The following is a 25,215-nucleotide window of genomic DNA, read 5'->3' on the forward strand; positions in this document are numbered from 1 at the left end:
GAAATGCTCCTCAAAGTGTGCCAACGGTGCCGGGTTTGAATGCGGCGTCTACTGGAGCGATGCCATTGATCAACGGCGCGCCGAATTCAGTCTGGCTGATTTCAAACACATCGCCCGGCTGGGTACGGATGCCGTCGGCGAAAGACAGGGTCGCGGTGCCAAAGAAGTGGATGTGCACGTCCCCCGGCCGCAGGAACTGGCTGTACTTGAAATGGTGATATTCAAGGTTTGCCAGGCTGTGGCACATGTTGGCTTCACCGCTGAGGAACTCGTTCTGCCACAGCACTTCACCGTCACGCAGGATGCGGCTGGTGCCGGCCAGATGCTGTGGTAGTTCGCCAACCCGCAGTTCCGGGCCGTAGCTGCAACTGCGCAATTTCGAGTGAGCCAGATAGAGGTAGTTTTTGCGTTCCATAACGTGATCGGAAAACTCGTTGCCCACGGCAAAACCCAGGCGATACGGCTTGCCGTCGTGGCCGATGACGTACAGGCCACTCAATTCAGGTTCTTCGCCGGCATCTTCGGCAAACGGCGGTAGCGGAAACGGGTGACCGGGACGAACGACGATGCTGCCGTCACCCTTGTAGAACCATTCCGGTTGCACGCCGGCCTGACCCGCTGCGGGTTTACCGCCCTCCACGCCCCATTTGAAGATGCGCATGGTGTCGGTCATTGCGGCTTCATCGCCGGCCTGCTGGTGCATTTTGTCCCGGGCCGAAGCGCTGCCCAAGTGCGTCAGGCCGGTGCCGCTGACCAGCATGTGCGCCGGGTCCGGGTGATCCAGCGGCGGCAGGATGCGCAGTTGTACCAGCAGGTCTGCATAGTCATGGCTGATGCCCAGACCCAGGCTTTTTACCTGCTGCTCAAGATTGACACCCGCCTCGATGGCCGCCAGTGCCAAATCGCGAACCGTGCGCGCGTCTTGCACCTCGCGCACCAAGCCTTCCTCGACCACGCCTACGCGGCGTTCGCCATTACTCAATTCGAATTGAACCAAACGCATGAATTTTCTCCTGTTTATTGAAGCACTGCTGTTCCCTGTGGGAGTGGGTTTGCCCGCGATTGCGATCTATCCGACACATTGATGGTGGATGTGCCGACGTCATCGCTGGCAAGTCAGCTCCCACAGGGTCGGTGGTAGTTGCCTGTTTTTGTGTCAGGTACGGGTCGCGCCGCGTGCACTGGCCGCAAACTGATCCGCTGGCAACACGTGTTTGCGTTCCAGCAAGCGATAAACCACGCCGGTCAGCACCAGGCCGAACACCATCACGCAAGACAGGAAGTACAGCCCCGACGCCAGATTGCCGGTGTATTCCTTGAGCGCACCGATCACGAACGGGCCGATGTAGCCGCCGAGGTTGCCCACCGAGTTGATCAAGGCAATCCCCGCCGCCGCGCTGGCACCGGCAAAGAAGCGACCTGGCAAGGTCCAGAAAATCGCCGTGCAGGAAAACAGCGCGAACGCCACCAGGCACAGCGCCGCCAGTTGCAACACCGGAATCGTCAGCCAGGCGCTGAAGAACAGCCCGATGGCGCCCAGCACGTACAACACCGCCAAGTGGCCGTAGCGATCATTCAAGCGATCGGAACTGCGCGGAATGATCAGCAAACCGACGATCCCGAAAATGTACGGCACCGATGACACGAACCCGGTCACGAGGTCGCTGCCGCCGAATTGCTTGATCAGCGTCGGCAGCCACAAGCCCAGACCATAGATGCTCAGGGTCACTGGCAGGTAGAACAGCGCCAGGAGCAGCACGCGTTTGTCCTTGAGGGCGTGCAGCGGATTGCCGTGACGGGTCTGACCGTACTGTTGCAGGTCTTTTTTCAACTCGCCGGCGAGCCAGTCTTTCTCGGACTGGTCCATCCATTTCACCTGTTGCGGGCCGTCAGGCAGGTAACGCAACGTTGGCCAGGTCAGCAGGATCGCCGGGGTGCCGATGACGATAAACAGCCACTGCCAGCCATGCAGGCCCAGCACACCATCCATGCCCAGCAAACCGCCGGACACCGGGCCGGTGATCATCATCGCGATGGGTTGGGACAGGATGAACAGCCCGAGGATCTTGCCGCGATGGCGAACCGGGAACCACTGGGTGATGTAGTACAGAACGCCCGGGAAGAACCCGGCTTCCGCTGCACCGAGCAGAAAACGCATCAAATAGAAGCTGTTCGGCCCCTGCACGAAGGCCATGCCGATGGTGATGGCACCCCAGGTGACCATGATCCGCGCAAACCAGCGTCGCGCGCCGAAACGGTCAAGCATCAGGTTGCTAGGGATTTCCAGCAGGAAGTAGCCAATGAAGAACAGCCCGGCGCCCAGACCGTAAGCCGCGTCGCCGAGGCCGATGTCGGCGCCCATGTGCAACTTGGCGAAGCCTACGGCGGAGCGATCCACATAGGCGATCAGGTACAGCAGGATCAGGAAGGGAATCAGTTTCAGCGTGATGCGGCGAATAAGCCGCAGTTCCTGGCTCATGAGATCGGTCTCCGATTGTTGTTTTTATAGAACCTCGGGGGACGCCTCTCACGGAAAACCGCCAGGGCCATCCCTCCGCTGAAAACGACTATATAGTAATACTATTTACCCAACAACACTTCCAAAGCGCCGAATTTGCGCTTATGTTACGCCTCAGCAGAAACAATATAGTCTTACAATAAGAGAATCGATCATGTCTGATAAGAAACCCACCCTGCGCTCCGCCCAATGGTTTGGCACCGCCGACAAGAACGGTTTCATGTACCGCAGCTGGATGAAGAATCAGGGCATCGCCGACCACCAGTTCCATGGCAAGCCGATCATCGGCATTTGCAACACCTGGTCGGAACTGACCCCGTGCAACGCGCATTTCCGCCAGATTGCGGAGCACGTCAAACGCGGGGTGATCGAGGCTGGTGGCTTCCCGGTGGAATTCCCGGTGTTCTCAAACGGTGAATCCAACCTGCGCCCGACCGCCATGCTGACCCGCAACCTGGCGAGCATGGATGTCGAGGAAGCAATTCGTGGCAACCCGATTGACGGCGTGGTGCTGCTCACCGGTTGCGACAAAACCACTCCGGCGCTGCTGATGGGCGCGGCCAGTTGCGACGTTCCAGCCATCGTTGTCACCGGTGGGCCGATGCTTAACGGCAAGCACAAGGGCAAGGACATCGGCTCGGGCACCGTGGTCTGGCAGCTCAGCGAACAGGTCAAGGCCGGCACCATTACTATCGACGATTTCCTCGCGGCCGAGGGCGGCATGTCCCGCTCGGCCGGTACCTGCAACACCATGGGCACCGCATCAACCATGGCCTGCATGGCTGAAGCCCTAGGCACTTCCCTGCCCCACAACGCGGCGATTCCAGCGGTCGACGCGCGCCGCTATGTGTTGGCGCACATGTCCGGCATGCGTGCGGTGGAGATGGTCCGCGAAGATCTGAAGCTGTCGAAGATCCTGACCAAGGAAGCCTTCGAAAACGCCATTCGCGTCAACGCGGCCATCGGCGGTTCGACCAACGCGGTGATCCACTTGAAAGCCATCGCCGGTCGCATTGGCGTGGAACTGGATCTGGACGACTGGACCCGCATGGGTCGCGGCATGCCGACCATCGTCGACCTGCAACCGTCCGGGCGTTTCCTGATGGAAGAGTTCTACTACGCCGGCGGTTTGCCAGCGGTACTGCGTCGCCTCGGTGAAGCCAACCTGATCCCGAACCCCAACGCCTTGACCGTCAATGGCAAGTCCATCGGCGAGAACACCAAGGACGCGCCGATCTATGGCGAAGACGAAGTAATCCGCACCCTCGACAACCCGATCCGCGCCGACGGCGGCATTTGCGTATTACGCGGCAACCTGGCGCCGCTGGGTGCGGTGCTCAAGCCGTCAGCGGCTACGCCAGAGCTGATGCAGCATCGCGGGCGCGCGGTGGTGTTCGAGAACTTCGACATGTACAAGGCGCGGATCAACGACCCGGAACTGGACGTGGATGCCAACTCGATTCTGGTGATGAAAAACTGCGGTCCGAAGGGTTATCCGGGTATGGCCGAAGTCGGCAACATGGGCTTGCCGGCCAAATTGCTGGCCCAAGGTGTGACGGACATGGTGCGAATTTCTGATGCGCGCATGAGCGGTACCGCGTACGGCACGGTGGTTTTGCACGTGGCGCCGGAAGCGGCGGCTGGCGGGCCATTGGCGACGGTAAAAGAAGGCGACTGGATCGAGCTCGACTGCGCCAGCGGCCGTTTGCATCTGGATATCCCGGATGCTGAACTGGCCGCGCGCATGGCCGACCTGCAACCACCGCAGCAACTGCTGGTGGGTGGCTATCGTCAGCTGTACATCGAGCATGTATTGCAGGCGGATCAGGGCTGCGACTTCGACTTCCTGGTGGGGTGCCGAGGTGCCGAAGTGCCGCGTCACTCTCACTGACACCCTCATAATCCAGTCATAGCGATATCTGTGGCGAGGGAGCTTGCTCCCGCTGGGCCGCGCAGCGGCCCCAATCCAGACACTCGCGGTCTTTCAGCAAGACCACGACTGCCGATCTGCGACTGCTTCGCAGCCGAGCGGGAGCAAGCTCCCTCGCCACAAGTTACACGCTGACTTTGAGGACTGATGCATCCCGCCGCGCCTGTTATCATGCGCGGCATCTCCATCGCACAGGACCGCGCCGTTCCCCATGGATTACCGCAAACCTTCCGACCGCAAAAGCATGCACTCGCGCATCGTCCAGGAACTGGGCATGCAGATCGTCTCCGGACGCTTCCAGCCCGATGACAAACTGCCCGCCGAAGCCCTGCTCTGCGAGGAATATGCCGTCAGTCGACCGGTGTTGCGTGAAGCCACCCGGGTATTGGTCGCCAAGGGTCTGGTGTATTCGCGCCCACGGGTTGGCACCGTGGTCAAACCGCGCAAAGACTGGCACATGCTGGATCCGGACGTGCTGCACTGGCTGATGCAAAGCAGTCCGCAGAACCAGTTCTTCGATCTGCTGACCAGCGTGCGCAGCATCATCGAACCGGCCGCCGCCGCCCTCGCCGCGCAATTCGCCACGGACGCCGACATCGCCTCCATCGGCGAAGCCTACCAACGCATGGAAGCCGCACCGACGCCGGAAGCCTTGCTGCAACCGGACCTCGATTTCCACAGCCGCATCGCCGATGCGACCCACAACGACTTGCTGGCCAACCTGTGCAATATGCTCTCGGTGGCGATTGCCGAAGCCTTGAAGCATTCGAACCAACGGCCGAATCTGCATGAACTGGCGCTGCCGCGACATAAGGCAATTCTCACCGCGATCGAGAACCGCGATGCCCTCGGCGCGCGGCATGCGACGCTGGTGCAGCTGGATGATGCGCGCAGCGCGTTGAATGTGGTGCTGGGTAGCGATCCCGCATAAACGTTAACCTTGTAGGAGCCGGCTTGCTGGCGATGGTGTGTCAGCCACATTGATGTTGACTGACACACCATCGCCAGCAAGCCGGCTCCTACAACGGGTTTTGTTGATCAGCAGACATAAAAAAGCCGCAACCCTGAGGTTGCGGCTTTTTCATTTCAGCGTCGATCAGTGAGCAAACAACGAATTGCCCTTCTGCCCCGCCAGTTTCTCCGGTTTGATCAGGAACCGCGCCAGTGCCGGCAACAGCCACAGTGCACCGAACATGTTCCAGAGCAGCATGAAGGTCAGCATCAGACCCATGTCAGCCTGGAACTTGATGGCCGAGAAGATCCAGGTGCACACGCCGATGGCCAGGCACAGGCCGGTGAACAATACGGCTTTACCGGTGGACTTCAGGGTCTGGTAATACGCCTCTTGCAACGGCAGGCCGGCACGCAGAAAGCTTTCCAGACGGCTGTAGATGTAAATGCCGTAGTCCACGCCAATCCCCACCCCGAGCGCCACGACCGGCAGGGTCGCGACTTTTACGCCGATGCCCATGAACGCCATCAGGGCGTTGCCGAGCACCGAGGTCAGCACCAGCGGCAACACGATGCACAGGGTCGCCGCCCAGGAACGGAAGGTGATCATGCACATGACCGCGACGCAGATATACACCAGGATCAGGATGGTCAGTTCGGACTTCTTGATCACTTCGTTGGTGGCCGCCTCGATCCCCGCGTTACCGGCCGCCAGGATGAACTCCAGGTTCTCGGTGTTGTGTTCCTTGGCAAACGCCTGCACCGCATGCACCGCACGATCCAGGGTTTCGGCCTTGTGATCGTTAAGGAATACCAGCACCGGTGCCAATGAACAGCTGTTGTTGTACAGGCCATCGGCCCGGGCAATGGAGTTGTTCAGCACGTCAGGGTTACGCGACAGGGTTTCCCATTTCAGGTTGCCCTCGTTCATGCCCTTGATCATTTGCTTGGACACAGTCACCAGGGAAATCGCCGACTGCACGCCCTCGGTGTTCTGCATCTTCCACATCAGTTCGTCGATCGGCGCCATGGCTTCGTAGCGCGAGCAGCCTTCAGCCTTGGTCTTGACCATCACCACCAACACGTCGGAACTGGTGGAGTAGTTGCTGATGATGAAGTTGTTGTCCTTGTTGTAGCGCGAATCCGGACGAAGTTCCGGCGCACCCTGATCGAGGTCACCGATTTTCAGGTTCTGGCTGTACCAGAGGCCGCCGCCGAAGGCGATCAATGCCAACAGGATCGAAACCGGGGCGACTTTGGCGCTGGCAAAGTTCGACAGCAAGCGCCAGAACGGATGCTCGCGAGTCGCGTCTTTCTTGCTGCGGGCTACGGCGCGTTTGCTGATGCCGACATAGGAAATGGCTACCGGCAGCAGGATCAGGTTGGTGAACACGATCACCGCCACGCCGATGGACGCGCCGATGGCCAGTTCACGGATCACACCGATATCGATGATCAGCAGCGTGATGAAGCCCACGGCATCGGCGAGGATCGCGATCATCCCCGGCAGGAACAGTTGGCGGAACGTGCGCCGAGCCGCCGTCAGAGCGTTTTCCGCCTCGCTGGATTGCAGGGCGATACCGTTGATTTTCTGCACGCCGTGGGAGATACCGATGGCGAAGATCAGGAATGGCACCAGCATCGAGTATGGATCGAGCCCGAAGCCGAAGAAGTGCATCAACCCCAGCTGCCAGACCACCGCCACCAGCGTCGTACTCAACACGGCGACGGTACTGCGCAGGCAGTTGGTGAACCACAACAGGAGAATCAAGGTAATGACGAAAGCGATGCCGAAGAACATCACCACCATCACCAGGCCATCGATCAGGTCACCGACTTTCTTGGCGAAACCGACGATGTGGATCTTCACGTTGGGGTTCTGTTTCTCAAACTTGTCGCGGATCTTGTCTTCGAGTTCGTGGGAGAACTTGCGATAGTCCAGCGCCAGCAACTTGCCCTGGTCCTGCGGGTCCGGGTAGGACTCCAGCAACGGGATGTCGACGATGCTCGACTTGAAGTCGTTGGCCACCAGCCGCCCTACCTGACCGGACTTGAGCACGTTGTTGCGCAGCAGGTCGAGGCTGGCCTGGGAGCCGTTGTAGCTTTGCGGGATCACTTCACCACCGGCGAAGCCCTCCTCCGTCACTTCAGTCCAGCGAACGCTCGGACTCCACAACGACTTGAGGCCGGAACGGTCAACGCCGGAGATGTAGAACACCTCGTCGTTGATCTGGCGCAGGGTCTCCATGTACTCCTTGGAGAAAATGTCGCCGTCGGTGGCTTCAACCGAAATTCGCACGGTGTTGCCCAGGTTCGCCAGATCGTTGCGGTGCTCCATCATCTTTTGAATGAATGGATGCTCAAGCGGGATCATTTTTTCGAAACTGGTGGACGGCCGGATCAGCGTGGCCTGCCAGAACAGAAAAACACTGACCAGCAGGCAGATCGTGATCACTGCCGGACGGTTGTTGAAAATCAGGCGTTCAAGAAACGTCGCCTTGTCCTGATGATGAGTACTCAAGGAAGTCATAGCTCCGCCTTCTTATTATTAACCTGGCTCATTTGCCCAGCTCGGCGCCGTTTGGCGAAGTGGCGCGAACGCCGCCCTGTCCAGCCAGAATCAGATTGCCATTGCCCGCGGCAACCACCGACGAGAGCGAGATACGATCCCGGCGGTTAAAGACGCTGAAGGTTTCGCCGTTGTCGCTGCTGCTGATCACCGAACCGCCGTTGCCGACGATCACAATCGAACCGTCATCAAGCAGTGTGCCGCCGGACAAACCGAATTCCAGGTCACCGCGCTCAGCCTTGAGTTCGACCTGTTCCCAGGTGCTGCCGAAATCCGTGGAGCGGTAAAGATTGCCGCGCAGGCCATAGGCCAATAGCGTATTGGCTTGCGCCGTGCCGATCACACCGAACAGCGAACCTTCATAGGGACCTTCGAGCTTTTCCCAGGTCTGGCCCCAGTCGGCAGAGCGGAACATGCTGCCCTGCTCGCCAACGATGAACAGGCCTGCATCCTTGACCGCCGTGATGGCGTTAAGGTGGAACTGGTCTTCGTTGTCGAGGCGGTCGCTGACGTCTTCCCAGTTCTTCCCGCCGTCGGTGGTGGCCATCAGCGCCCCGTAGGCGCCCACGGCAAAGCCGCTGTTGGCGTCCTGGAACCAGACGTCGAGCAGCGGCGATTCGCGTTTCAGATCTTCGAATTGCTTGGTCCAGGTGATACCGCCGTCCTCACTGGCGAGGATCTGCGCATCATGACCAACGGCCCAGCCGTGCTTGTCATCGACAAAGAACACCGAGGTCAGCAGTTGCCGGGTTGGCACCTTGGCCTGGGTCCAGGTCGAACCCTGGTCGTCGGAATAGAGAATGTGCCCACGATCCCCGACGGCCACCAGTCGCTTGCCGGCGTGCACGACATCGAGAACCAGGCTTTTGCTGGCCTTGGCCGATTCAACGGAATAAACAACGTCGGATGCCGGCGCGTCAGCGGCCAGCGTAGATGCCGACCACATGGCACAACCCACCAGCGAGAGCGCTGTAGCCAGCAACGCGAATTTGCGCAGTGCCGGCGGGCGGCAGATACCCACACCCATGACAGGCTCACTCATAGACCTTCCCCCATTATTATTGTTAGGTCGTTCAACCTTTCAGGGCGCCGTAAGGTTTGCTCTCGGGATCACCTGTTTCAGAGCATAGTCTTGAAACCCGCAATCCAGAGCCCCTTCGGAAGCTGGCTTATCCTATCGGTGTTTTTGAAGGGCTGACAATCGACGGCTCGTTATCTTTTGTTAACCAGAGGGGATTGGGTGGGGGCTGAATGATTGGGTATCAGGTGGGGTGATTGCGGGTTTGGGTTTGGGGTTTTGGGTTTGGTGTACATATCCATTGCTTCGGTAACGGCCACCTATGGTTTCGCTTTTACAGCGAGTCACTTGGGAAAGTCCCAAGTAACCAAGGGCTCTTGCCCCTGGCGTTCGGTGCCTCGCCTAGGCTCGGCATACCCTCGTTCCGGTCCTGCTCCGTGGGCCCGCCGCCATCGGCCATCCATGGCCGGGGGCGGCTAACCCGGCATCCATGCCGGGTTGCCCACTGCGCAGAACCTCCACTCGGCCTCTCGAGGGGGCGTGTACCGCAACAGCACCGCGAGGCGAGCTAACGCTCGACCTCGTGTTCGGTGGTGTACGCGTTCTCCTGTAGGAGCCGACTTGCTGGCGATGGCGTCCGTTCAGCAATCAATGTGTCGACTGACCCACCGCCATCGCCAGCAAGCCGGACTCCTACAGATACACATTCCCCTGTAGGAGCTGCCGAAGGCTGCGATCTTTTGATCTTGATCTCCCCCGTCGGAAGGCCGAGCGCAGGTTCTGCGCAGTGGGCACCGGGCAGGGATGGCCGATGGCGGCGGGCAAGACCAACCTCAAGCCAGGCTTTTGCTTACCACCTCAAACACATCACTCGACAGTTGCCCCGAACCGCGAATTCGCTCCAACTCACCCTTCATCAACGCCTGACGAGCGTCGTCATACTTGCGCCACCGAGTCAGCGGAGCCAATTGGCGAGAAGCGATCTGCGGATTGAAGCCGTTCAGCTCGATCACCAGATCCGCCAGGAAGCGATACCCGGAACCATCCGCCGCATGGAAGTTGATCAGGTTCTGCCCGGCGAACGCGCCGACCAGTGCCCGCACCTTGTTCGGGTTCTTGATGTTGAACGCGGGGTGCTGCATCAACGCCTTGACCCGCTCCAGACCACCCGGCAGCACGCTGCCGGCCTGGACGCTGAACCACTGGTCCATGACCAGCGGGTTGTCCTTGAAGTGCTCGGCGAAACTGGCCAGTGCCTTGGCTTTCTGCTCTTCGAAGGGCGAGTTCACCAACACGGCGAGCGCAGTCAGGCGTTCGGTCATGTTGTCGCAAGTATCGAACTGCTCCAGCGTTGCCGCCAATACTTCCGGCTTGCCGCTGAGCATCAGGTACGACAGCGCAATGTTCTGCAATGCGCGACGGGCGAAGTGCTCGGCTTCGGCCACGTACGGCGTTTGCTTCGACAGGTCGCGGTTGGCCTGATAACGCAGCCACAAACCTTCGAACAGCGCATCGGCCAGTTGCTTGCGCGCAAACTCGCGGGCGCTGTGAATGGCGTCGACGTCGGCCACTTCGCTGATTTCGGTCAGGTACGCTTCGCTTGGCAGCGAGAGCATTTCGGCGACCATCGCCTGGTCCAGCGACTCATCGGACAGCACAGAACGCAGGGCCGAAACCAGACGCTGATCCAGCACCAGCGCTTCGCCCTTTTGCTGCTGGGCGATCAGTTCTTGCAGCACCTGCACCGACAATTGCTGGCCAGCATCCCAACGATTGAAGCCGTCGCTGTCGTGCTGCATCAGGAACATCAGTTGATCGCGGTTGTACGGGAAGCTCAGTTTTACCGGCGCCGAGAAACCACGCAGCAACGAAGGCAGCGGCTGTTCGGCGATGTCGACGAAAGTGAACGTCTGCTCGGCTTCGGTCACCGAGATCACTCGGGAAGTGCCTTGAGCCGATGCCTCGCCGGCAAGACGCAGGGCGATTTCACCGCCCTTGCTGTCCAGCAGGCCGAGTTCGACCGGAATCACGAACGGCAGTTTTTCAACTTTGTCCGGGGTTTCCGGGCAGCTTTGGCGGAAGGTCAGGCTATAGGTTTTTACCGCTGCATCGTAGGACTCGCTCACCGCCAAACGCGGCGTGCCGGCCTGGCTGTACCAGCGTTTGAACTGGGTCAGGTCGACGCCATTGGCGTCTTCCATGGCCTTGATGAAATCATCGCAAGTCACGGCCTGGCCGTCGTGGCGCTCAAAGTACAGGTCGCTGCCTTTGCGGAAGCCTTCGGCGCTGAGCAAGGTGTGGATCATGCCGACCACTTCCGAACCCTTTTCGTACACGGTCAGGGTGTAGAAGTTGGAAATCTCGATGAAACTGTCCGGGCGTACCGCGTGAGCCATCGGGCCCGCATCTTCGGCGAACTGGTGGGTACGCAGGTACGCCACGTCCTGAATGCGCTTGACCGTGGCCGAGTTCATGTCGGCGGAGAAACCGGAATCACGGAATACCGTGAAACCTTCCTTGAGCGACAACTGGAACCAGTCGCGGCAGGTCACGCGGTTGCCCGACCAGTTATGGAAGTATTCGTGGGCAACGATCGCCTCGACCCGCTGGTGCGCGGCGTCGGTGGCGGTTTCGGCGCGGGCCAGCACGGCGCTGGAGTTGAAGATGTTGAGACCCTTGTTCTCCATCGCGCCCATGTTGAAGTCATTCACGGCAACGATCATGAAGATGTCCAGGTCATACTCGCGACCGTAGACTTCTTCGTCCCAGCGCATGGATTTCTTCAGGCTGTTCATGGCGTGCTGGCATTTGTCGATGTTTTCCGGCTCGACATAAATGCGCAGCGCCACGGTGCGCTCGGTCATGGTGGTGAAGGTGTCTTCGACGCACCACAGATCGCCGGCCACCAGCGCGAACAGGTAAGCCGGTTTCTTGAACGGGTCTTCCCAGGTCGCCCAGTGTCGGCCGTCTTCGCCGGGACCGGAGGCAATCGGGTTGCCGTTGGACAGCAGCACCGGATAGCTGTGCTGCTCGGCGACCACCGTGGTAGTGAACGTGCTCATCACGTCCGGGCGGTCGAGGTAATAGGTGATCTTGCGGAAGCCTTCGGCCTCGCACTGGGTGCAGAACATCGTGCCGGACTTGTACAGGCCTTCGAGCGCGGTGTTGGTTTCCGGGTGGATCTTGACGCTGGTATCGACCGTGAACGTGGTGCTGGCCGGATGCAGGGTCAGGTGATTCTCGGACAGCTGATACTGCGCTGGAGTCAATTCCTGATCGGCCAGAGTGACCGACAACAGTTCAAGCTGTTGGCCATCCAGCACCAGCGGCGGCAAGCCCGGGCCGCGCTCTGGGTTGCGGCGCATCACCAGTTGCGCATGGACCAGGCTGTGGTCCTCGAACAACTCGAAGGTCAGGTGCGTTTCGTCAATCAGGTACTCAGGCGCCTGATAGTCCTTGAGGTAGATCATCTTCGGTTGTTCGGTGCGCATGCTGGAGTCCTTACTGATGCACGGCGAGCTGATAAGCCGTGTATTTACGAATGTTGATCACGCCGGTATCGAAAATCAGGTATTGGCCCTTGATCCCCATCAGCGTGCCTTCGGCAATCGGATTCTTGTCCAGGTTGAAGCTGACGATTTTCGCCGGGTACTGCTCGACCGGAAAGCGGATTTCGAGCGGTTCGACGTCGGCAATGGTCTGGATTGCCTGTAGGCCGAATCGTTCCTGCAACCCTTGCAGACCCTCAGCGCAGCTGTCGAACAACTGGTCACGGATCTGCGGCAGATCCACCGACACTGCGTCGCCCTTGAGCAAGGCACGCCAATTGGTCTTGTCCGCCACCTGGCTGCGGAACAGGTCTTCGACGAAGCCTGATTGCTGACGGGTCGCGACGCGCATGATCGGCAACGCCTGACTGGCGCCCTGATCGATCCAGCGGGTCGGCAACTGGGTGGCGCGGGTGATCCCGACTTTTACCCCGGACGAATTCGACAGATAGACGATGTGATCCGTCATGCAGAACGTCTGGCCCCACTCCGGCTCGCGGCAGGTGCCGGCGTCGAAGTGGCAGCGTTCCGGGCTCATGATGCACACATCGCACTGGGCCAGTTTGGTCATGCACGGGTAGCAGTAACCCTGGCTGAAACTGGTTTTGGTCTTGCGTCCGCAATGAGTGCAGTGGATCGCCCCCAGGTATTCCAGACGCACCGTGGTGCCGATCAACGGATTGACCGGAACCTCGACGTCGCCCAGGCGAAATGCGTATTGCACGTGCGGCCCGTCCAGGCGCGCCGACATTTTACTGATTGCACCGCGGCCAATCTCGATCAATGGATGGCATCCGACTTGAACAGGATATTCGGCACTTGAATCGACTTGGAGCTGCATTCCTGCGGGCCCATGTAGCCAGTACGCTCTTCCTCGGGAAGATTCTTGATTTCCCAGGCGATCATCGCTTGCAGCGACAGTTCGCGTTGCTCGGCGGTGAGTTTGCCACCGTCGGACCATTTACCGATTTCCACCGCCAGTTTCAGGCTCTGGTAGATGTCGGGGGTGATGTTTTTGATCATTTCGTTAAAAGAGGACATTGGGTCTCCGCGCTCTTTAATTCACATAACTATTCAGGCGGCCAGTTTACGGCGGTTGTACAAACCACCCAACAAACCGGTCAAGCATCCGACGAGCAACCCGCTGACATGGGCCGCGTTGGCAATTTCACCGAAGCCGATCATCGAGACCAGCCCGGACAGGCATAGCAGCAGCCAGATCAGCATCATCGCCAATACCCCACGGGGCAGGCGATAAGCGGTGTTCGGCGATAAAATCTGAAAGATCCAGCAGTGCCCGAGCAGGCCGTACAGCACCCCGGACAACCCGCCAAACAGGGTCGGGCCGCTGAAAACAAACTGGGCAAAATTGGAAACGAGGCTGAACAGCAAGGTCAAACCAATCAGGTTGACACTGCCCTGGCGCGATTCGATACGCCGTCCCAGCTCCCAGTACCACATGCCGTTCATGGCCAGGTGCAAGATACCGAAGTGGATCAGCATCGGCGTCACCAGTCGCCACCACTGCCCCGCCGCCAGGCTATCGGACAATGGCACGAAATGGATGTACTCACCGACGACGCGGTAATCAAGGAAGGTCAGCCAGCGCATCGTGTCGAGGTTGTCGCCCAACAGCGTCACTGCGCCGACGATAATGGTCAGCAGCAATACCAGTGTGGTCGCCTTGCCGTGCCGAACCTGCGAGGCGAAACTTGGCCGGCGTGTCGGATGCGTCACGGGAATGTTCAGTTTTTCATCGGGATCGCCCGCCGGAAAGCGCTCGTACAACACGCGCACGTCTTCGCTGATGTTTGCCGGCACCCACAACACTTGCTCGCCTGCCTCTTCGCTGACCCGATGCGGTACCTGCATACGCTGCAGCAGTTTGACGAATCCGCTCAAATCCACCGCCAGCGGCAGACGCAATACGGCGATGGCACTCATTGCAGTACCTCCGGTCGCTCGACATCGACCCAGACGAATTTATGTGGATCAAGACGGCTTTCCTGATCCAGGCGGTAGGCGACCAGCTTGCCGTAAAGCACGGCGCTGTAATCCAGGCAGGCCAGGTTCGGCCGGATTGGCGCCGGTTTGCCGCTGCGCCAGTAATGGCCGACGAACAGTAACGGCTCATCGACGCCATAGCGCAGCAAAGTGTTTTTCTCGGAAGACGTCAGTGGCGTACGGGCCACGGGGTCCGGCAAGGCGTCTGGCTGGAACACGATGTCTCCGTAAGTTTGCGGGTCGTCTTCCCAGAATTTGGTGCGGAAGAACGAACGCGTCAGGCCGTCGCCGCTGGTCATGGTCAGGCCATGGGGCAAGCGCATGTCGGTGCCGCGCAGCAACCGGTCGAACACGGTGCAGGCAAAACTGCCCGGGATGGCCGACGACTGAAGGAAATGTTCGTCGACGCACCCATTGGGGAACAGCGCCCGCAGCGGCTCGATCAGGCCGGCATCCCAGCAGGCGTGCACCACGCGGAAACGCCCGGCATCGACGAATAACGGTAGCTCATAGAACCACTGTTGGAAGTCGTGCCAGTCACCCGGGTGGTTTTCGAACTGAGTCAGGGTTTCATGCAACAAACGAGCATGGCGCGGGGTGTGTTCACGCACGAATTGTTTGCCACTGCCGGGCAGTGCCGGTGTGGCCCAGCCCAACGCGTTGAATTCATGGTTGCCCATGATGCACAACGCCTGACCGGCCTCGACCATGTCGTGAACAATGTGCAGCGCTTCGCGAATCCGCGGGCCGCGGTCGATGATGTCACCGACGAATACCGCCATGCGCGAGGCATGGCGCCAGACACCACCGTGTTTTTGATAACCGAGCCGGTCGAGCAAATGCTCAAGGGTCAGAGCGCAACCGTGCACGTCACCGATCAGGTCGTAGCTACGCGCGGGATCGAGCATCAGTCGCCTCCACCACCCAACTTGCTGCCCCAGCCGAGTTTGGTTCGGCAAACTTCATAGTAGTTGTGGTCGAGCGGGTGAATCAGCCGCAGCTTCTGGGCTTTTTTACTGACGGTGATGGTGTCACCGGGCGCGCAGGTGAAGTGGTTCTGCCCGTCACACGAGACTTGCGGGTAGATCTGCATATCCTTGGACACGACGATTTTCAGCTCACTGTTGCCATCGACCACAATCGGCCTACCCGACAAGGTATGGGGGTACATCGGCACAATCACAATAGCGTCGAGCTTGGGATGCATGATCGGGCCGCCCGCTGACAGCGCATAGGCGGTCGAACCGGTTGGCGTGGCGACGATCAGGCCGTCGGCCTTCTGGCTGCAGACGAACTGGCCGTCGATATACAGCTCGAACTCGATCATGCGGGTCGATTTGCCCGGGTGCAACACCACGTCGTTCAGCGCATCGCCCTGACCAATGGCCTCGGCGTGGCGGCGAACTTCGGCCTGCAAGAGAAAACGGTTTTCCACCAGATAGTGGCCGTCGAGCACTTCGGCGACTTTGACTTCCAGCTCATCAGGGCGGATGTCGGTGAGAAACCCGAGGCTGCCCCGGTTGATACCGAGCACTGGAATATTGTGCTTGGCCAGCGCACGGGCCGCGCCAAGCAAACTGCCATCACCGCCCACGACAATGACCATGTCACAGACTTCGCCGAGCATCTTGCGCGACGAGGTTTGCAAACCATGGCCCGGGAGCACTTCGGCGATGGTGTCTTCGAGGATCACGTGCAGGTGACGATCGAGCAGAAAGCGCTTCAGTCGGCGGACGGTATCCAGCACCTGAGAGCTGCCCAGGCGACCGATGATGCCGATATTACGAAATTGCTCCATGGGGCCCCTAAGCTCTGCGACGGCGAAAAGCTCGATTATGGGCGAAAGCGCGAGATAGACAAAATCCTTTCAGCCTCAAGGTGTGCTCGCGATTCGGGCTATGCTCGCAAGATGATCCTATTTCCAGATTTGCTGCAGTTACCCCACCAGTTGCGCCACCCCGAAGTGCGCGACCTGGCGTGGGTCATCCTGGCGCCGCCGATGCTCGGCGCCACGCCGTGGCCGCAACGTCATCCGCTGGCCGGCAGCGACTGGGTGCAGGCCCCGGAACGCCTGGAACACTGGCTGCGAAAGCTCGATCGCGACAGCTATGGATTGCTGCACTGGCTGGCCCAGGCGCGTACCCGGCGACTGGGTTTGTATTACGAACGGCTATGGCAATTCGCCGTGCAACACGCGCCCGGCATCGAGTTGATTGCCGCCAACATGCCGATCCGCCGAGAAGGCCACACGCTAGGCGAACTCGATATGCTACTGCGCGATCGCGACGGCGTGCATCACCTGGAGCTGGCGATCAAGCTTTACCTCGGCCCGCAGAACGGTGACGGACACGACACTGCCCAGTGGCTCGGCCCGGGTTGCCACGACCGGCTGGACCGAAAACTGGCGCACCTGAGCCAGCATCAACTGCCGATTTCCGCGCGCCCGGAGAGCCGCGAAGTGCTGGCGGCGCTGGATATCCAGCAGTTCAACGCCCATTTGTGGCTGGGTGGCTATTTACTCTATCCATGGCCGGGGCAGGCGGCCTCGCCCAATGGCGCGCACCCGCAGCACTTGCGCGGTCGCTGGCTGCATCAAAAGGATTGGCCCGAGTTTTCCGCGCAAAGTCCTCCCGGCCGTTGGCAACCCCTGCCCCGTCATGCCTGGCTGGCGCCGGCGCACTATCCTGCGGATCAAACCTGGAGCGCTGAACAGTTGGATGCCTGGCTGAATGAACTGGAGCCGCTGGCACCGGCGCAATTGCTGGTGCGACTGACGGAAAATGCTCTGGGCGATTGGGAGGAAGCGGAACGATTGTTTCTGGTGGCGGATCTTTGGCCGAATGTGCCTGGGCAAGGCTCTTGAAAGATCGCAGCCTCCGGCAGCTCCTACATGGAATGCGTACACCTGTAGGAGCTGCCGAAGGCTCGGGCCGCGTTCGGACGATCTTTTGATCTTGATCTTACATTTACAACCGAATCACATGCCCTTCCACCGGCGCAATCTGCCCATGAAACAAACGGGAAATAACCACCTGCGCCGCTTCGTAACCCTGACTTTCTATAACCTTCATTAACGGCGGTTCACTGCCCGTCACTTTCTTGAAAAACGCCAACAAGCCCGCACCAATATGCTCACTGACCCCTTCCGGCCCCCAATCGGCATTGCGCTTGCGGATCTGGATCGGCGCAAAAAAGAACACCGGTTGCGGTCCCTCTATGGCCGTCAACCGAGCCTCATCGGTACTTTGCGCGGAACCGGCGAAGCAGCTGTAGAGCAACTGCCCGGCAAAATGCTGGTGCACCCGATCGCGTAAATCGAGGTCGCCGGAAAAGTCCACGTACAGCGTCGGACGGTCATTGGGCAGGCTTGCCAATTGCGCGTAAGACACCGTTCGCTCATAACAACCAAGCGTTTCGACAAAAGCTTTATTGCCGGCGGAGGTCAGCGCGACCCGTTCCAGACCCGGATGATTACCCAGGCAAACCGCGGTGCCATAGGCGGTTTTGCTCGAGGCGCTGGAGAACACCAGTCGAGTGGCACCGAAGAACTGCTTGTCCTGCAAAAAATCCGCGAGCATTGAAGAAGTCAAAAACAGCGGTTTGAGCAGAATCTGCAGGTTTTCGGTTGCCGGGCTGTAGTACGAATCCCAACTGCAGCGGGTGTATTGGTTGTAGGCCGAGGTCAACCCGAGTCGATGCTCGGCGCCGTCGTAGAAACCCCGTTCCGTCACCCGTTCCGGACGCATCCACAAATGGCTCGCGATCGGGAAATACCCGTAGAAGCGCTCCCCAACCTTGATCCCGGACACGTCTGACGCCACGACATCAGCGAATCCCCAGGCCGGAACGTGGCCCCATTCCGCCAACCCTGTGGGAAAGAATCCCCAGTAGTTCATCGAATTGCCATAGGCGGCGTAGGTAATGTTGTTGGTCGTCAGTGCACAACGATCAATCTTCAAAATCACCTCGCCGGCCGCCGGAACCAGGCTTCGTTGCTCCTGTTCGATCCGGCTCTGATCGAGGGCGTTTTTACAGGTTATCAGCCGTGTTACCGTGCTTGAACTTTGCATCCTTCAGTCTCCTGCTGCGCAAATGTGGCGGGTAGCACCAGAGTAAAGCCAGCCGATGAAGAACGGGTTCGGAAACACCAAGGGCAGCGCGCCCACCCTCAATCCCCGTGCAAAACCGCTGAAACGGCCGACTCAGGCTAGGGCGATTTTCACTGTCGAAGCGATTTACCAGGCGTTTGTTCGGATTTGGCAAAGGGATGGCTGGACCGGTTTGACCACCCGGGAAGTGGCACTCGAAGCTGGGGTTGCGATTGGCACGCTGTACGACTATTTCCCGAGCAAGGAGGCGCTGCTGTCCGGTTATATCCGGCATCGACTGGATGCTTTGTTACGGCAGATGGATGAGTTGATTGTGCAAGCCAACGAGCTGGACTGGCGCACCCGGATCAAACGCCTGATACGTCTGACCTGCGATCCCGACGACGACCACCAGCCACTGTTCAACCATGCCGTGCTGCTCATCGAACACCAGTTCGCCGAACCCAAACATCATCGAAGGGTGTTCGATGAACTGTCGCAGAAATGGCACGAAGCCTTTGCGGCGTGCAGTGACTTGCCGGTGCCGCCCTCGCAAGCCACCGTCGACGCGTGGGTCATCATGGCTTGGGGCGGCCGGCGTTATTGCGTCACCACGCAACCCGCGGCGGGGCAAACCGCCGCATGGTTGTCGGAAATGGAAACGATGATCTTTAGCCGACTGGTCAGCGCTTCGTAAGCCGCAGCATCAAAGCTTTTTGTGCTGCTCGACCCACTTCCCGTAGGCATCGATGAATTTCTGCAAGAACGGTCTGACGGATTCGGACAGGTTACCCGCCTCGTCGAACGCCGAACCGGCACCACCGAGGTAGGCTTCCGGTTGCTGCATCATCGGTACATCAAGAAACACCATGGACTGGCGCAAGTTGTGATTCGCGCCGAATCCACCGACCGCTCCCGGCGAAACACTGATCACCGCACCCGGCTTGCCACTCCAGGCACTCTGGCCATAGGGACGCGAACCCACATCGATGGCGTTTTTCAACGGGGCTGGCACCGAGCGGTTGTATTCAGGGGTGACAAACAGCACTGCGTCGGATGAGCTCACCTGTTGTCGGAAAGTACTGTAGGCTGCCGGCGGTGCAGCACCATCGATGTCTTCGTTGTAGAGCGGCAGATCACCGATTTCGACAATGCTCAGCTTGAGGTTGGCCGGTGCCAGGTCCGCCAGCGCCAGGGCTACCTTACGGTTGATTGATGCTTTGCGCAGGCTGCCGACCACTACGGCGACGTTGTAGACATTGCTCATGGAAGACTCTCGATTGTCCGTGGGGGGAGCCTGTAGTTATAGATGATCAGGCGACGGTTCAACCAGTGAACGTAGGTATATCTGCGTCCTGATTATTTTTTTTATGTAGGAAAACTTACCGTACTCGGTGGCGGTCTATCCAACCGCACATTGAGTGATTTATCTCCAGAGGTTCTAAGCAGATGGCAGCAGTACTCGTCGGTCAGTTCCATGCAAGAGACGCGGAAGGCCGCATTTATTCCGTACATGAGTTCCAGGAATCCACCCCGCCGGCAGACGGATTCGCCCCCGTCACCACGTACAAGCTGGCCATTGGCGATCGTGTAAACAAGGTTGATGAAGATCAATTTCTGCTGGTGCAATCGGGCGTGACCATCATCCGTGAACCGGTTACGAACGTCACTTCATAACTCGACGTTATGAGCAGAAGTCATATGCGCAGACTTGGGTTAGGATTCAGCCACTGACTCCTTTCACTCGCTGAACATGGACTTCACGCATGCGCTTACGACATATCGAAGTGATCCAGGCGCTCCTGCAGACCGGTCACCTGGGCACCGCCGCCGAATGGCTGCAGTTGCCGGTGGCCGAAGTCGAGCGCATTTTGCGCGACGCCGAGGATCAGTTGGGTTTCATGCTGTTCTCCAGCGTTCGCGGACGCTTGCAGGCTACGCGTGAAGCCCGGGCGTTGCAGGTCGAAATGACCCGCGTCTACGATGCGCTCGAACCGCTGCAACGTCTGGCCAGCAGTCTCAAGCAATACCTCGCCCCGCCGTTACGCATCATCTGCACCCCGCCCCTGGCCCAACAATTGTTGCCGCAAAGCATCGCTGCGCTGCGCCGACGACTGCCCGACGCGCCTTGTACGCTGCAGAGCCAACCCACTCGCGATATCGTTCGCAGCTTGTTGCTGCGTGAAAGCGATCTGGGCCTGAGCCTGCACGATCCCGAGCACAGCGATATCCATTGTCAGGCGATTGCTCAAGGCAAGCTGCAACTGCTCGCCCCACACGGCTGGCTGCAACCGAAGCAGAAATACATCTCGCTACAGGACCTGGCGGGTCAAGCGATGGTCGGCCTTGAAGGTCATGACCCGCTCAGTCCGGCACTTGAAAACAAACTGCAGGCGCTGCGGCCGGCGCCGGTCATCCAGACCCGGGTTCAGACACACCAGATGATGCGCAGCATGGTCGAGGCCGGTGAAGGCCTGGCCATTGTCGATCCCTTCACCGCCCTCGGCGCCAAGTCGGCGGGGCTCGATGTTTGCCCGCTGGCGCCAGCGGTGCCGGTCACCCTCTACGCCCTGACCCTGAAGAACGACGAGCCCTCACCCGCCATTCAGAGCTTGCTGGCGATCATCACGGAACAAGCCGCGGCGATGCTGGCGAGCTGAGCGGATTTTCCAGCGGGTTATCGAACAATCGATACCAGAACAGCGCCACTTCGGCCGTATTGGGATCGATGCCGCGATAGCGCAGGTGATCAATGCCGCCAATCACATAGCCGCTGCGCTCATACAACCGACAAGCCCCAAGATTGTTGTTCTGGGTTTCGAGCATGATGCCCGGCAGCTTCTTCTTGCGACTCCAGAACTGCGCCACATCCAGCAACGCCTTGGCCACGCCATGGCGTCGTGCCGGGGCATGCACCGCCAATTCGTCGATGTGGGCAAAGCCGTTCCAATTGGTGCTGATCACCAGATGGCCCACGGGCTCATCGTCCAGATACGCCATGAAAATCGCACTGTCGGCGGCGTCGCGAAAGCTGCTGAACTCCTCGGGATCGATGCCATAACACTTGCGATAAGGGGTGATCGGCGTGACCCGCCACTGCTCCACCGGCTGACCTATTTCGGGTGTGCCGTAGGCGGCAACTTCAAAACTGAAATCACTGCCCCAGATATAAGCGGCAAAGCCTTCGTCGGCCACGCGCACCGACAGCCCTGGGTAATTCGGATTTATAACCGGTTGCATACTGGGAAAGGTCCTCATTCCTTGATGCAATCGACGGTGTAGTGCCGTCCATTGCCCTCGTCTTCGTGTTGCAAGCCGTGCACGTCAGCGACGAAACCGGGGAAGCTGCTATCGAACGTGCGAGCAAACGCCAGGTAGTCGATGATCGAGCGGGTCGACTCGGTAAAACGTTCGCCGGGCATGATCAACGGAATCCCGGGCGGGTACGGTACCAGCATGACGGCAGCGATACGCCCGTCCAGAGCATCGATCGACACCGCTTCGACTTCGCCACGCACCAGTTGATCATAGGCGTCAGCTGGCTTCATGGCGATTTCCGGCAGCACCGTGTACATGCGCTTGAGATGCTTGGCCGTGGCATTGCTGCGATAGCAGGCGTGCAGTTGATCGCACAAGTCGCGCAGGCCCATGCCCTGATAGCGCGCGACATTCTGTTGCGCCACACAAGGCAGGCAGGCGGCCAGACTGACGTTGGCGTCATAACTGCGTTTGAATTCGAGTAACTCGGTGAGCAGCGTGCTCCATTTGCCTTTGGTGATGCCCATGGAGAACAACACCAGGAACGAATAAAGGCCGGTTTTTTCCACCACCAGCCCGCGCTCCCAGAGGAATTTGCTGACGACGGCGGCCGGAATCCCACGCTCACTGAGTGCGCCGCCCGCGGTCAGTCCCGGCATCACCAGGGTGACCTTGATCGGATCGAGCAACACGTAATCGTCAGTGACGCCGCCAAAGCCGTGCCAGTCGGCCTCCAGTTGCAGCAGCCAGTCTTGGGTGACAACCCGGTCGATGCCTTCCACCGAAGGTGGCTGCCAGATGGAAAACCACCAGTCGTCAGCGGCGATGTGCTGGCGCAGATTGGCCAGCGCCCGGCGAAAACTCAGGGCCTCATCGAACATTTCCTGCAAGAGCGAACGCCCGGCCCCGCCTTCCATCATGGCCGAGGCGACATCCAGCGAGGCGATGATGCCGTACTGCGGCGACGTCGAGATGTGCATCATGAAGGCTTCGTTGAAGCGATCACGGTCAAGCTGCCGCGCGCCGCCGTCCTGCACATGGATCATTGACGCCTGGCTGAACGCCGCCAGCAGTTTGTGGGTGGAATGGGTGGTGAACACCAGCGGGCCGTCGTCGCTGCGGGACGTGCCCATACCGTAACGCCCGGCAAAAAACTCATGGAACGCCGCATAGGCGTACCAGGCCTCGTCGAAGTGCAACACCTCGACACTGTTGCCCAGTTGCTGCTTGATCAGCTCAGCGTTGTAGCAGAGCCCGTCGTAGGTCGAATTGGTGACGACTGCAAGTTTGACCTTGGGCGCCCGGCCTCGGGTCAACGGGCTGGCGTCGATCTTGGCCTGAATCGACTCCACACTGAATTCACTCAGCGGGATCGGGCCGATAATCCCCAGTTCATTACGTTCCGGACACAGGTACAACGGAATGGCACCGGTCATGATGATCGAATGCAGCACCGACTTGTGACAGTTGCGATCCACCAGCACCAGGTCATCGCGAGCGACCATGGAGTGCCAGACGATCTTGTTGGCGGTCGACGTACCGTTGATCACGAAGAAGGTGTGATCAGCGCCGAAATTCCTTGCCGCGCGGGCCTCTGCTTCTGCCAGCGGGCCGGTGTGATCCAGCAAGGAACCGAGCTCTGGCACCGACACCGACAAATCCGACCGCAGGGTGTTTTCCCCGAAGAACTGGTGGAACGCCTGCCCCACCGGACTTTTATGATACGCAACGCCACCGCCGTGACCGGGGGTGTGCCAGGAATAATTGGAGTCGGCGGTGTGTTGCACCAACGCCTTGAAGAACGGCGGCAGCAGGCCATCCAGATACTTGCGCGCGGCGCGGGCAACCTGGCGGGCGAGAAATGGCACGGTGTCTTCGAACAGATAAAGGATGCCGCGCAGTTGATTAAGCTCAGCCATCGCGTCGGCGGGGGCGTTTTCCAGGGTCACCTGTTCGCCCAGGGCGAAGATCGGCAGATCAGGGGCTCGCACGCGCGCCAGGCCAATCAGCTCGGCCATATTCTGTAACAAATGAGAATGGGCGCTGGCGTCTTCCGCTGCGATCAACATGCACGAAAGGCCGTGATGGGTCGAAGCCACCAGGCGCCCTTCGGTGTAATCCACGGCAGAGACAATGCTGAAACCTTCTTGCTCCAGCTCCCGGGCAATCCCCCGAACACGATCACCGGCGACGGTGTCGGCCTTGATGTCGCGGTGGACGATCAGGACCGGGAATTTCAAATCTTTGTACATGAGGCTCAGTATCCTGAGGCGGCAGACCAGAGCCTGCCAATCACCTCAGGGTAGAGGGTTGGAGCGGATGTGGCGAGCGGGATGCCCCATCCCGGACGATGAACGCACCCTTTTGTGGCGAGGGAGCTTGCTCCCGCTCGGCGGCGCAGCAGTCGTAAAACCTGCGAATTTTCTGTCACTGGAAAAAATGCGGGGGCCGCTTCGCGACCCAGCGGGAGCAAGCTCCCTCGCCACAAAAGCGTGTGCTTCTAAGCCTGAGCTTCAGCCTGAGCTTTGGCTTCAGCCAGTTGCACCCACAGCGCCGGAGCACCGGCGGATTTGGCAATGACTTCCATACGCGCCGCGTGTCGGGCCAGATCGTCTTCGCTGGCGCGGATGATGCGCGTTGGCTGACGGTCGGCTGGCAGGCGTCGGATTTCTGTGGCCGAGTTATCCGCACCTTCACCGGAGCCATTACCATCGGACGCATTCCCGGCCAACGACAGACTGGTCTGCCCGCCGGTCATGGTCAGGTAGACGTCGGCAAGGATCTCGGAGTCGAGCAAGGCGCCGTGCAGTTCACGACCGGAGTTGTCGACGCCATAGCGTTTGCACAAGGCATCGAGGCTGTTGCGCTGCCCCGGGTGACGTTCCCGGGCCATCATCAGGGTGTCGAGGATCGAGCAATGCTGCGTGATGTCAGCGCGATCCTGCTGACCCATCAGGGCGAATTCGTTGTTGATGAAGCCAACGTCGAACGCCGCGTTATGGATGATCAGCTGCGCGCCCTTGATGAACTCGAAGAATTCTTCGGCCACTTCAGCGAAACGCGGCTTGCCCACCAGGAATTCGTTAGTGATGCCGTGGACGCCGATGGCGCCTTCATCACTTTCGCGGTCCGGTTGCAGGTAAACGTGGAAATGCCGGCCGGTCAGGCGCCGACCGATCAACTCGACACAACCGATTTCGATAATCCGGTGGCCGTCGGTTACCGGCATGCCGGTAGTTTCGGTATCGAGTACTACCATCCTGTTAGCTACATTTTTGTAAACCGTCATCGATTCGCCGCCTCTAAATACGCGTCGAATCTTAACATATCG

21 protein-coding genes are annotated in these 25,215 nt (G+C 59.5%); 6 read left to right on the forward strand and 15 right to left on the reverse strand.

All coding sequences use genetic code 11. The annotated features are described in order from the left end of the window. Nucleotides 1-10 precede the first annotated feature (10 nt). Nucleotides 11-1,003 (reverse strand): AraD1 family protein, encoded by a 993-nt coding sequence (gene araD1, locus NL64_RS01810; protein WP_034146453.1) that lies wholly within the window; start codon nt 1,001-1,003, stop codon nt 11-13. Nucleotides 1,004-1,156: 153 nt separating this feature from the next. Continuing rightward, the gene (locus tag NL64_RS01815; RefSeq protein WP_034146454.1) at nt 1,157-2,479 is read right to left on the reverse strand and encodes an MFS transporter; all 1,323 of its coding nucleotides are present in this window, start codon (nt 2,477-2,479) and stop codon (nt 1,157-1,159) included. Nucleotides 2,480-2,672: 193 nt separating this feature from the next. Between NL64_RS01815 and NL64_RS01820 the strand changes: the two genes are divergently transcribed. Next, nucleotides 2,673-4,409: an IlvD/Edd family dehydratase gene (locus tag NL64_RS01820; protein ID WP_034146455.1), complete on the forward strand. Its 1,737-nt coding sequence runs from the start codon at nt 2,673-2,675 to the stop codon at nt 4,407-4,409. Between the two features lie 250 nt (nt 4,410-4,659). Further along, nucleotides 4,660-5,379 carry a FadR/GntR family transcriptional regulator gene (locus NL64_RS01825; protein ID WP_034146456.1) on the forward strand — a complete coding sequence of 240 codons (720 nt, stop codon included), beginning with the start codon at nt 4,660-4,662 and terminating at the stop codon, nt 5,377-5,379. 165 nt (nt 5,380-5,544) lie between these two features. Here NL64_RS01825 and NL64_RS01830 read toward each other — a convergent pair whose 3' ends face one another. The 8 genes from NL64_RS01830 to NL64_RS01865 form a co-directional block, all read right to left on the reverse strand. Then, entirely contained in the window at nt 5,545-7,929 is a 2,385-nt protein-coding gene (locus tag NL64_RS01830; RefSeq protein ID WP_034146457.1) for an efflux RND transporter permease subunit, read from the reverse strand. Nucleotides 7,930-7,957: 28 nt separating this feature from the next. After that, nucleotides 7,958-9,010, reverse strand: a complete 1,053-nt coding sequence (locus NL64_RS01835; protein ID WP_034146458.1) for a WD40/YVTN/BNR-like repeat-containing protein — start codon at nt 9,008-9,010, stop codon at nt 7,958-7,960. Nucleotides 9,011-9,819: 809 nt separating this feature from the next. After that, a complete protein-coding gene (gene pepN / locus NL64_RS01840; RefSeq protein WP_034146459.1) occupies nt 9,820-12,477 on the reverse strand; it encodes an aminopeptidase N in 2,658 nt (885 codons plus the stop codon). A 10-nt stretch (nt 12,478-12,487) separates the two neighbouring features. Next, complete coding sequence (locus NL64_RS01845; RefSeq protein WP_034146460.1) at nt 12,488-13,318, reverse strand: DUF2797 domain-containing protein; 831 nt, start codon at nt 13,316-13,318, stop codon at nt 12,488-12,490. Further along, the gene (locus NL64_RS01850; protein ID WP_020799300.1) at nt 13,315-13,575 is read right to left on the reverse strand and encodes a YeaC family protein; all 261 of its coding nucleotides are present in this window, start codon (nt 13,573-13,575) and stop codon (nt 13,315-13,317) included. The genes NL64_RS01845 and NL64_RS01850 overlap by 4 nt, the downstream gene beginning before the upstream one ends. A 33-nt stretch (nt 13,576-13,608) precedes the next feature. Then, nucleotides 13,609-14,478: a rhomboid family intramembrane serine protease gene (locus NL64_RS01855; protein ID WP_034146461.1), complete on the reverse strand. Its 870-nt coding sequence runs from the start codon at nt 14,476-14,478 to the stop codon at nt 13,609-13,611. Further along, the gene (locus tag NL64_RS01860) at nt 14,475-15,446 is read right to left on the reverse strand and encodes a metallophosphoesterase (RefSeq protein ID WP_034146462.1); all 972 of its coding nucleotides are present in this window, start codon (nt 15,444-15,446) and stop codon (nt 14,475-14,477) included. The genes NL64_RS01855 and NL64_RS01860 overlap by 4 nt, the downstream gene beginning before the upstream one ends. Then, complete coding sequence (locus tag NL64_RS01865; protein WP_034146463.1) at nt 15,446-16,336, reverse strand: NAD(+) kinase; 891 nt, start codon at nt 16,334-16,336, stop codon at nt 15,446-15,448. Before NL64_RS01865 ends, NL64_RS01860 begins: the two co-directional genes overlap by 1 nt. Before the next feature lie 111 nt (nt 16,337-16,447). Here NL64_RS01865 and NL64_RS01870 point away from each other — a divergent pair, with 111 nt between their 5' ends. Continuing rightward, entirely contained in the window at nt 16,448-17,401 is a 954-nt protein-coding gene (locus tag NL64_RS01870) for a DUF1853 family protein (protein ID WP_034146464.1), read from the forward strand. 103 nt (nt 17,402-17,504) lie between these two features. Here the strand turns inward: NL64_RS01870 and NL64_RS01875 are convergent, their stop codons facing one another. After that, nucleotides 17,505-18,608: a DUF2855 family protein gene (locus NL64_RS01875; protein WP_034146465.1), complete on the reverse strand. Its 1,104-nt coding sequence runs from the start codon at nt 18,606-18,608 to the stop codon at nt 17,505-17,507. A gap of 55 nt (nt 18,609-18,663) precedes the next feature. Between NL64_RS01875 and NL64_RS01880 the strand changes: the two genes are divergently transcribed. Next, nucleotides 18,664-19,323 (forward strand): TetR/AcrR family transcriptional regulator, encoded by a 660-nt coding sequence (locus NL64_RS01880; protein ID WP_034146466.1) that lies wholly within the window; start codon nt 18,664-18,666, stop codon nt 19,321-19,323. A gap of 9 nt (nt 19,324-19,332) precedes the next feature. On the opposite strand, the gene NL64_RS01885 is transcribed toward NL64_RS01880, so the two are convergent. Continuing rightward, complete coding sequence (locus tag NL64_RS01885; protein ID WP_034146467.1) at nt 19,333-19,893, reverse strand: NADPH-dependent FMN reductase; 561 nt, start codon at nt 19,891-19,893, stop codon at nt 19,333-19,335. 182 nt (nt 19,894-20,075) lie between these two features. Between NL64_RS01885 and NL64_RS01890 the strand changes: the two genes are divergently transcribed. Further along, complete coding sequence (locus NL64_RS01890) at nt 20,076-20,303, forward strand: hypothetical protein (protein WP_034146468.1); 228 nt, start codon at nt 20,076-20,078, stop codon at nt 20,301-20,303. An 89-nt stretch (nt 20,304-20,392) separates the two neighbouring features. Continuing rightward, nucleotides 20,393-21,286: a LysR substrate-binding domain-containing protein gene (locus tag NL64_RS01895; RefSeq protein ID WP_034146469.1), complete on the forward strand. Its 894-nt coding sequence runs from the start codon at nt 20,393-20,395 to the stop codon at nt 21,284-21,286. Here the strand turns inward: NL64_RS01895 and NL64_RS01900 are convergent. The 3 genes from NL64_RS01900 to dnaQ form a co-directional block, all read right to left on the reverse strand. Further along, nucleotides 21,252-21,866: a GNAT family N-acetyltransferase gene (locus tag NL64_RS01900; RefSeq protein WP_034146470.1), complete on the reverse strand. Its 615-nt coding sequence runs from the start codon at nt 21,864-21,866 to the stop codon at nt 21,252-21,254. The two genes, NL64_RS01895 and NL64_RS01900, sit on opposite strands and share 35 nt — an antisense overlap. A 14-nt stretch (nt 21,867-21,880) precedes the next feature. Next, complete coding sequence (locus tag NL64_RS01905; RefSeq protein WP_034146471.1) at nt 21,881-24,136, reverse strand: Orn/Lys/Arg decarboxylase N-terminal domain-containing protein; 2,256 nt, start codon at nt 24,134-24,136, stop codon at nt 21,881-21,883. 248 nt (nt 24,137-24,384) lie between these two features. Beyond that, nucleotides 24,385-25,173 (reverse strand): DNA polymerase III subunit epsilon, encoded by a 789-nt coding sequence (gene dnaQ / locus NL64_RS01910; protein WP_034146472.1) that lies wholly within the window; start codon nt 25,171-25,173, stop codon nt 24,385-24,387. Between the last annotated feature and the right edge of the window lie 42 nt (nt 25,174-25,215).

This window comes from Pseudomonas fluorescens, assembly GCF_000802965.1.
Lineage (GTDB): Bacteria > Pseudomonadota > Gammaproteobacteria > Pseudomonadales > Pseudomonadaceae > Aquipseudomonas > Aquipseudomonas fluorescens_A.

Coding starts and splice junctions, on each gene's coding strand:
- araD1 (WP_034146453.1), bottom strand. CDS start 1,003: ATGCGTTTGGTTCAATTCGAATTGAGTAATGGCGAACGCCGCGTAGGC.
- NL64_RS01815 (WP_034146454.1), bottom strand. CDS start 2,479: ATGAGCCAGGAACTGCGGCTTATTCGCCGCATCACGCTGAAACTGATT.
- NL64_RS01820 (WP_034146455.1), top strand. CDS start 2,673: ATGTCTGATAAGAAACCCACCCTGCGCTCCGCCCAATGGTTTGGCACC.
- NL64_RS01825 (WP_034146456.1), top strand. CDS start 4,660: ATGGATTACCGCAAACCTTCCGACCGCAAAAGCATGCACTCGCGCATC.
- NL64_RS01830 (WP_034146457.1), bottom strand. CDS start 7,929: ATGACTTCCTTGAGTACTCATCATCAGGACAAGGCGACGTTTCTTGAA.
- NL64_RS01835 (WP_034146458.1), bottom strand. CDS start 9,010: ATGAGTGAGCCTGTCATGGGTGTGGGTATCTGCCGCCCGCCGGCACTG.
- pepN (WP_034146459.1), bottom strand. CDS start 12,477: ATGCGCACCGAACAACCGAAGATGATCTACCTCAAGGACTATCAGGCG.
- NL64_RS01850 (WP_020799300.1), bottom strand. CDS start 13,575: ATGTCCTCTTTTAACGAAATGATCAAAAACATCACCCCCGACATCTAC.
- NL64_RS01855 (WP_034146461.1), bottom strand. CDS start 14,478: ATGAGTGCCATCGCCGTATTGCGTCTGCCGCTGGCGGTGGATTTGAGC.
- NL64_RS01860 (WP_034146462.1), bottom strand. CDS start 15,446: ATGCTCGATCCCGCGCGTAGCTACGACCTGATCGGTGACGTGCACGGT.
- NL64_RS01865 (WP_034146463.1), bottom strand. CDS start 16,336: ATGGAGCAATTTCGTAATATCGGCATCATCGGTCGCCTGGGCAGCTCT.
- NL64_RS01870 (WP_034146464.1), top strand. CDS start 16,448: ATGATCCTATTTCCAGATTTGCTGCAGTTACCCCACCAGTTGCGCCAC.
- NL64_RS01875 (WP_034146465.1), bottom strand. CDS start 18,608: ATGCAAAGTTCAAGCACGGTAACACGGCTGATAACCTGTAAAAACGCC.
- NL64_RS01880 (WP_034146466.1), top strand. CDS start 18,664: ATGAAGAACGGGTTCGGAAACACCAAGGGCAGCGCGCCCACCCTCAAT.
- NL64_RS01885 (WP_034146467.1), bottom strand. CDS start 19,893: ATGAGCAATGTCTACAACGTCGCCGTAGTGGTCGGCAGCCTGCGCAAA.
- NL64_RS01890 (WP_034146468.1), top strand. CDS start 20,076: ATGGCAGCAGTACTCGTCGGTCAGTTCCATGCAAGAGACGCGGAAGGC.
- NL64_RS01895 (WP_034146469.1), top strand. CDS start 20,393: ATGCGCTTACGACATATCGAAGTGATCCAGGCGCTCCTGCAGACCGGT.
- NL64_RS01900 (WP_034146470.1), bottom strand. CDS start 21,866: ATGCAACCGGTTATAAATCCGAATTACCCAGGGCTGTCGGTGCGCGTG.
- NL64_RS01905 (WP_034146471.1), bottom strand. CDS start 24,136: ATGTACAAAGATTTGAAATTCCCGGTCCTGATCGTCCACCGCGACATC.
- dnaQ (WP_034146472.1), bottom strand. CDS start 25,173: ATGACGGTTTACAAAAATGTAGCTAACAGGATGGTAGTACTCGATACC.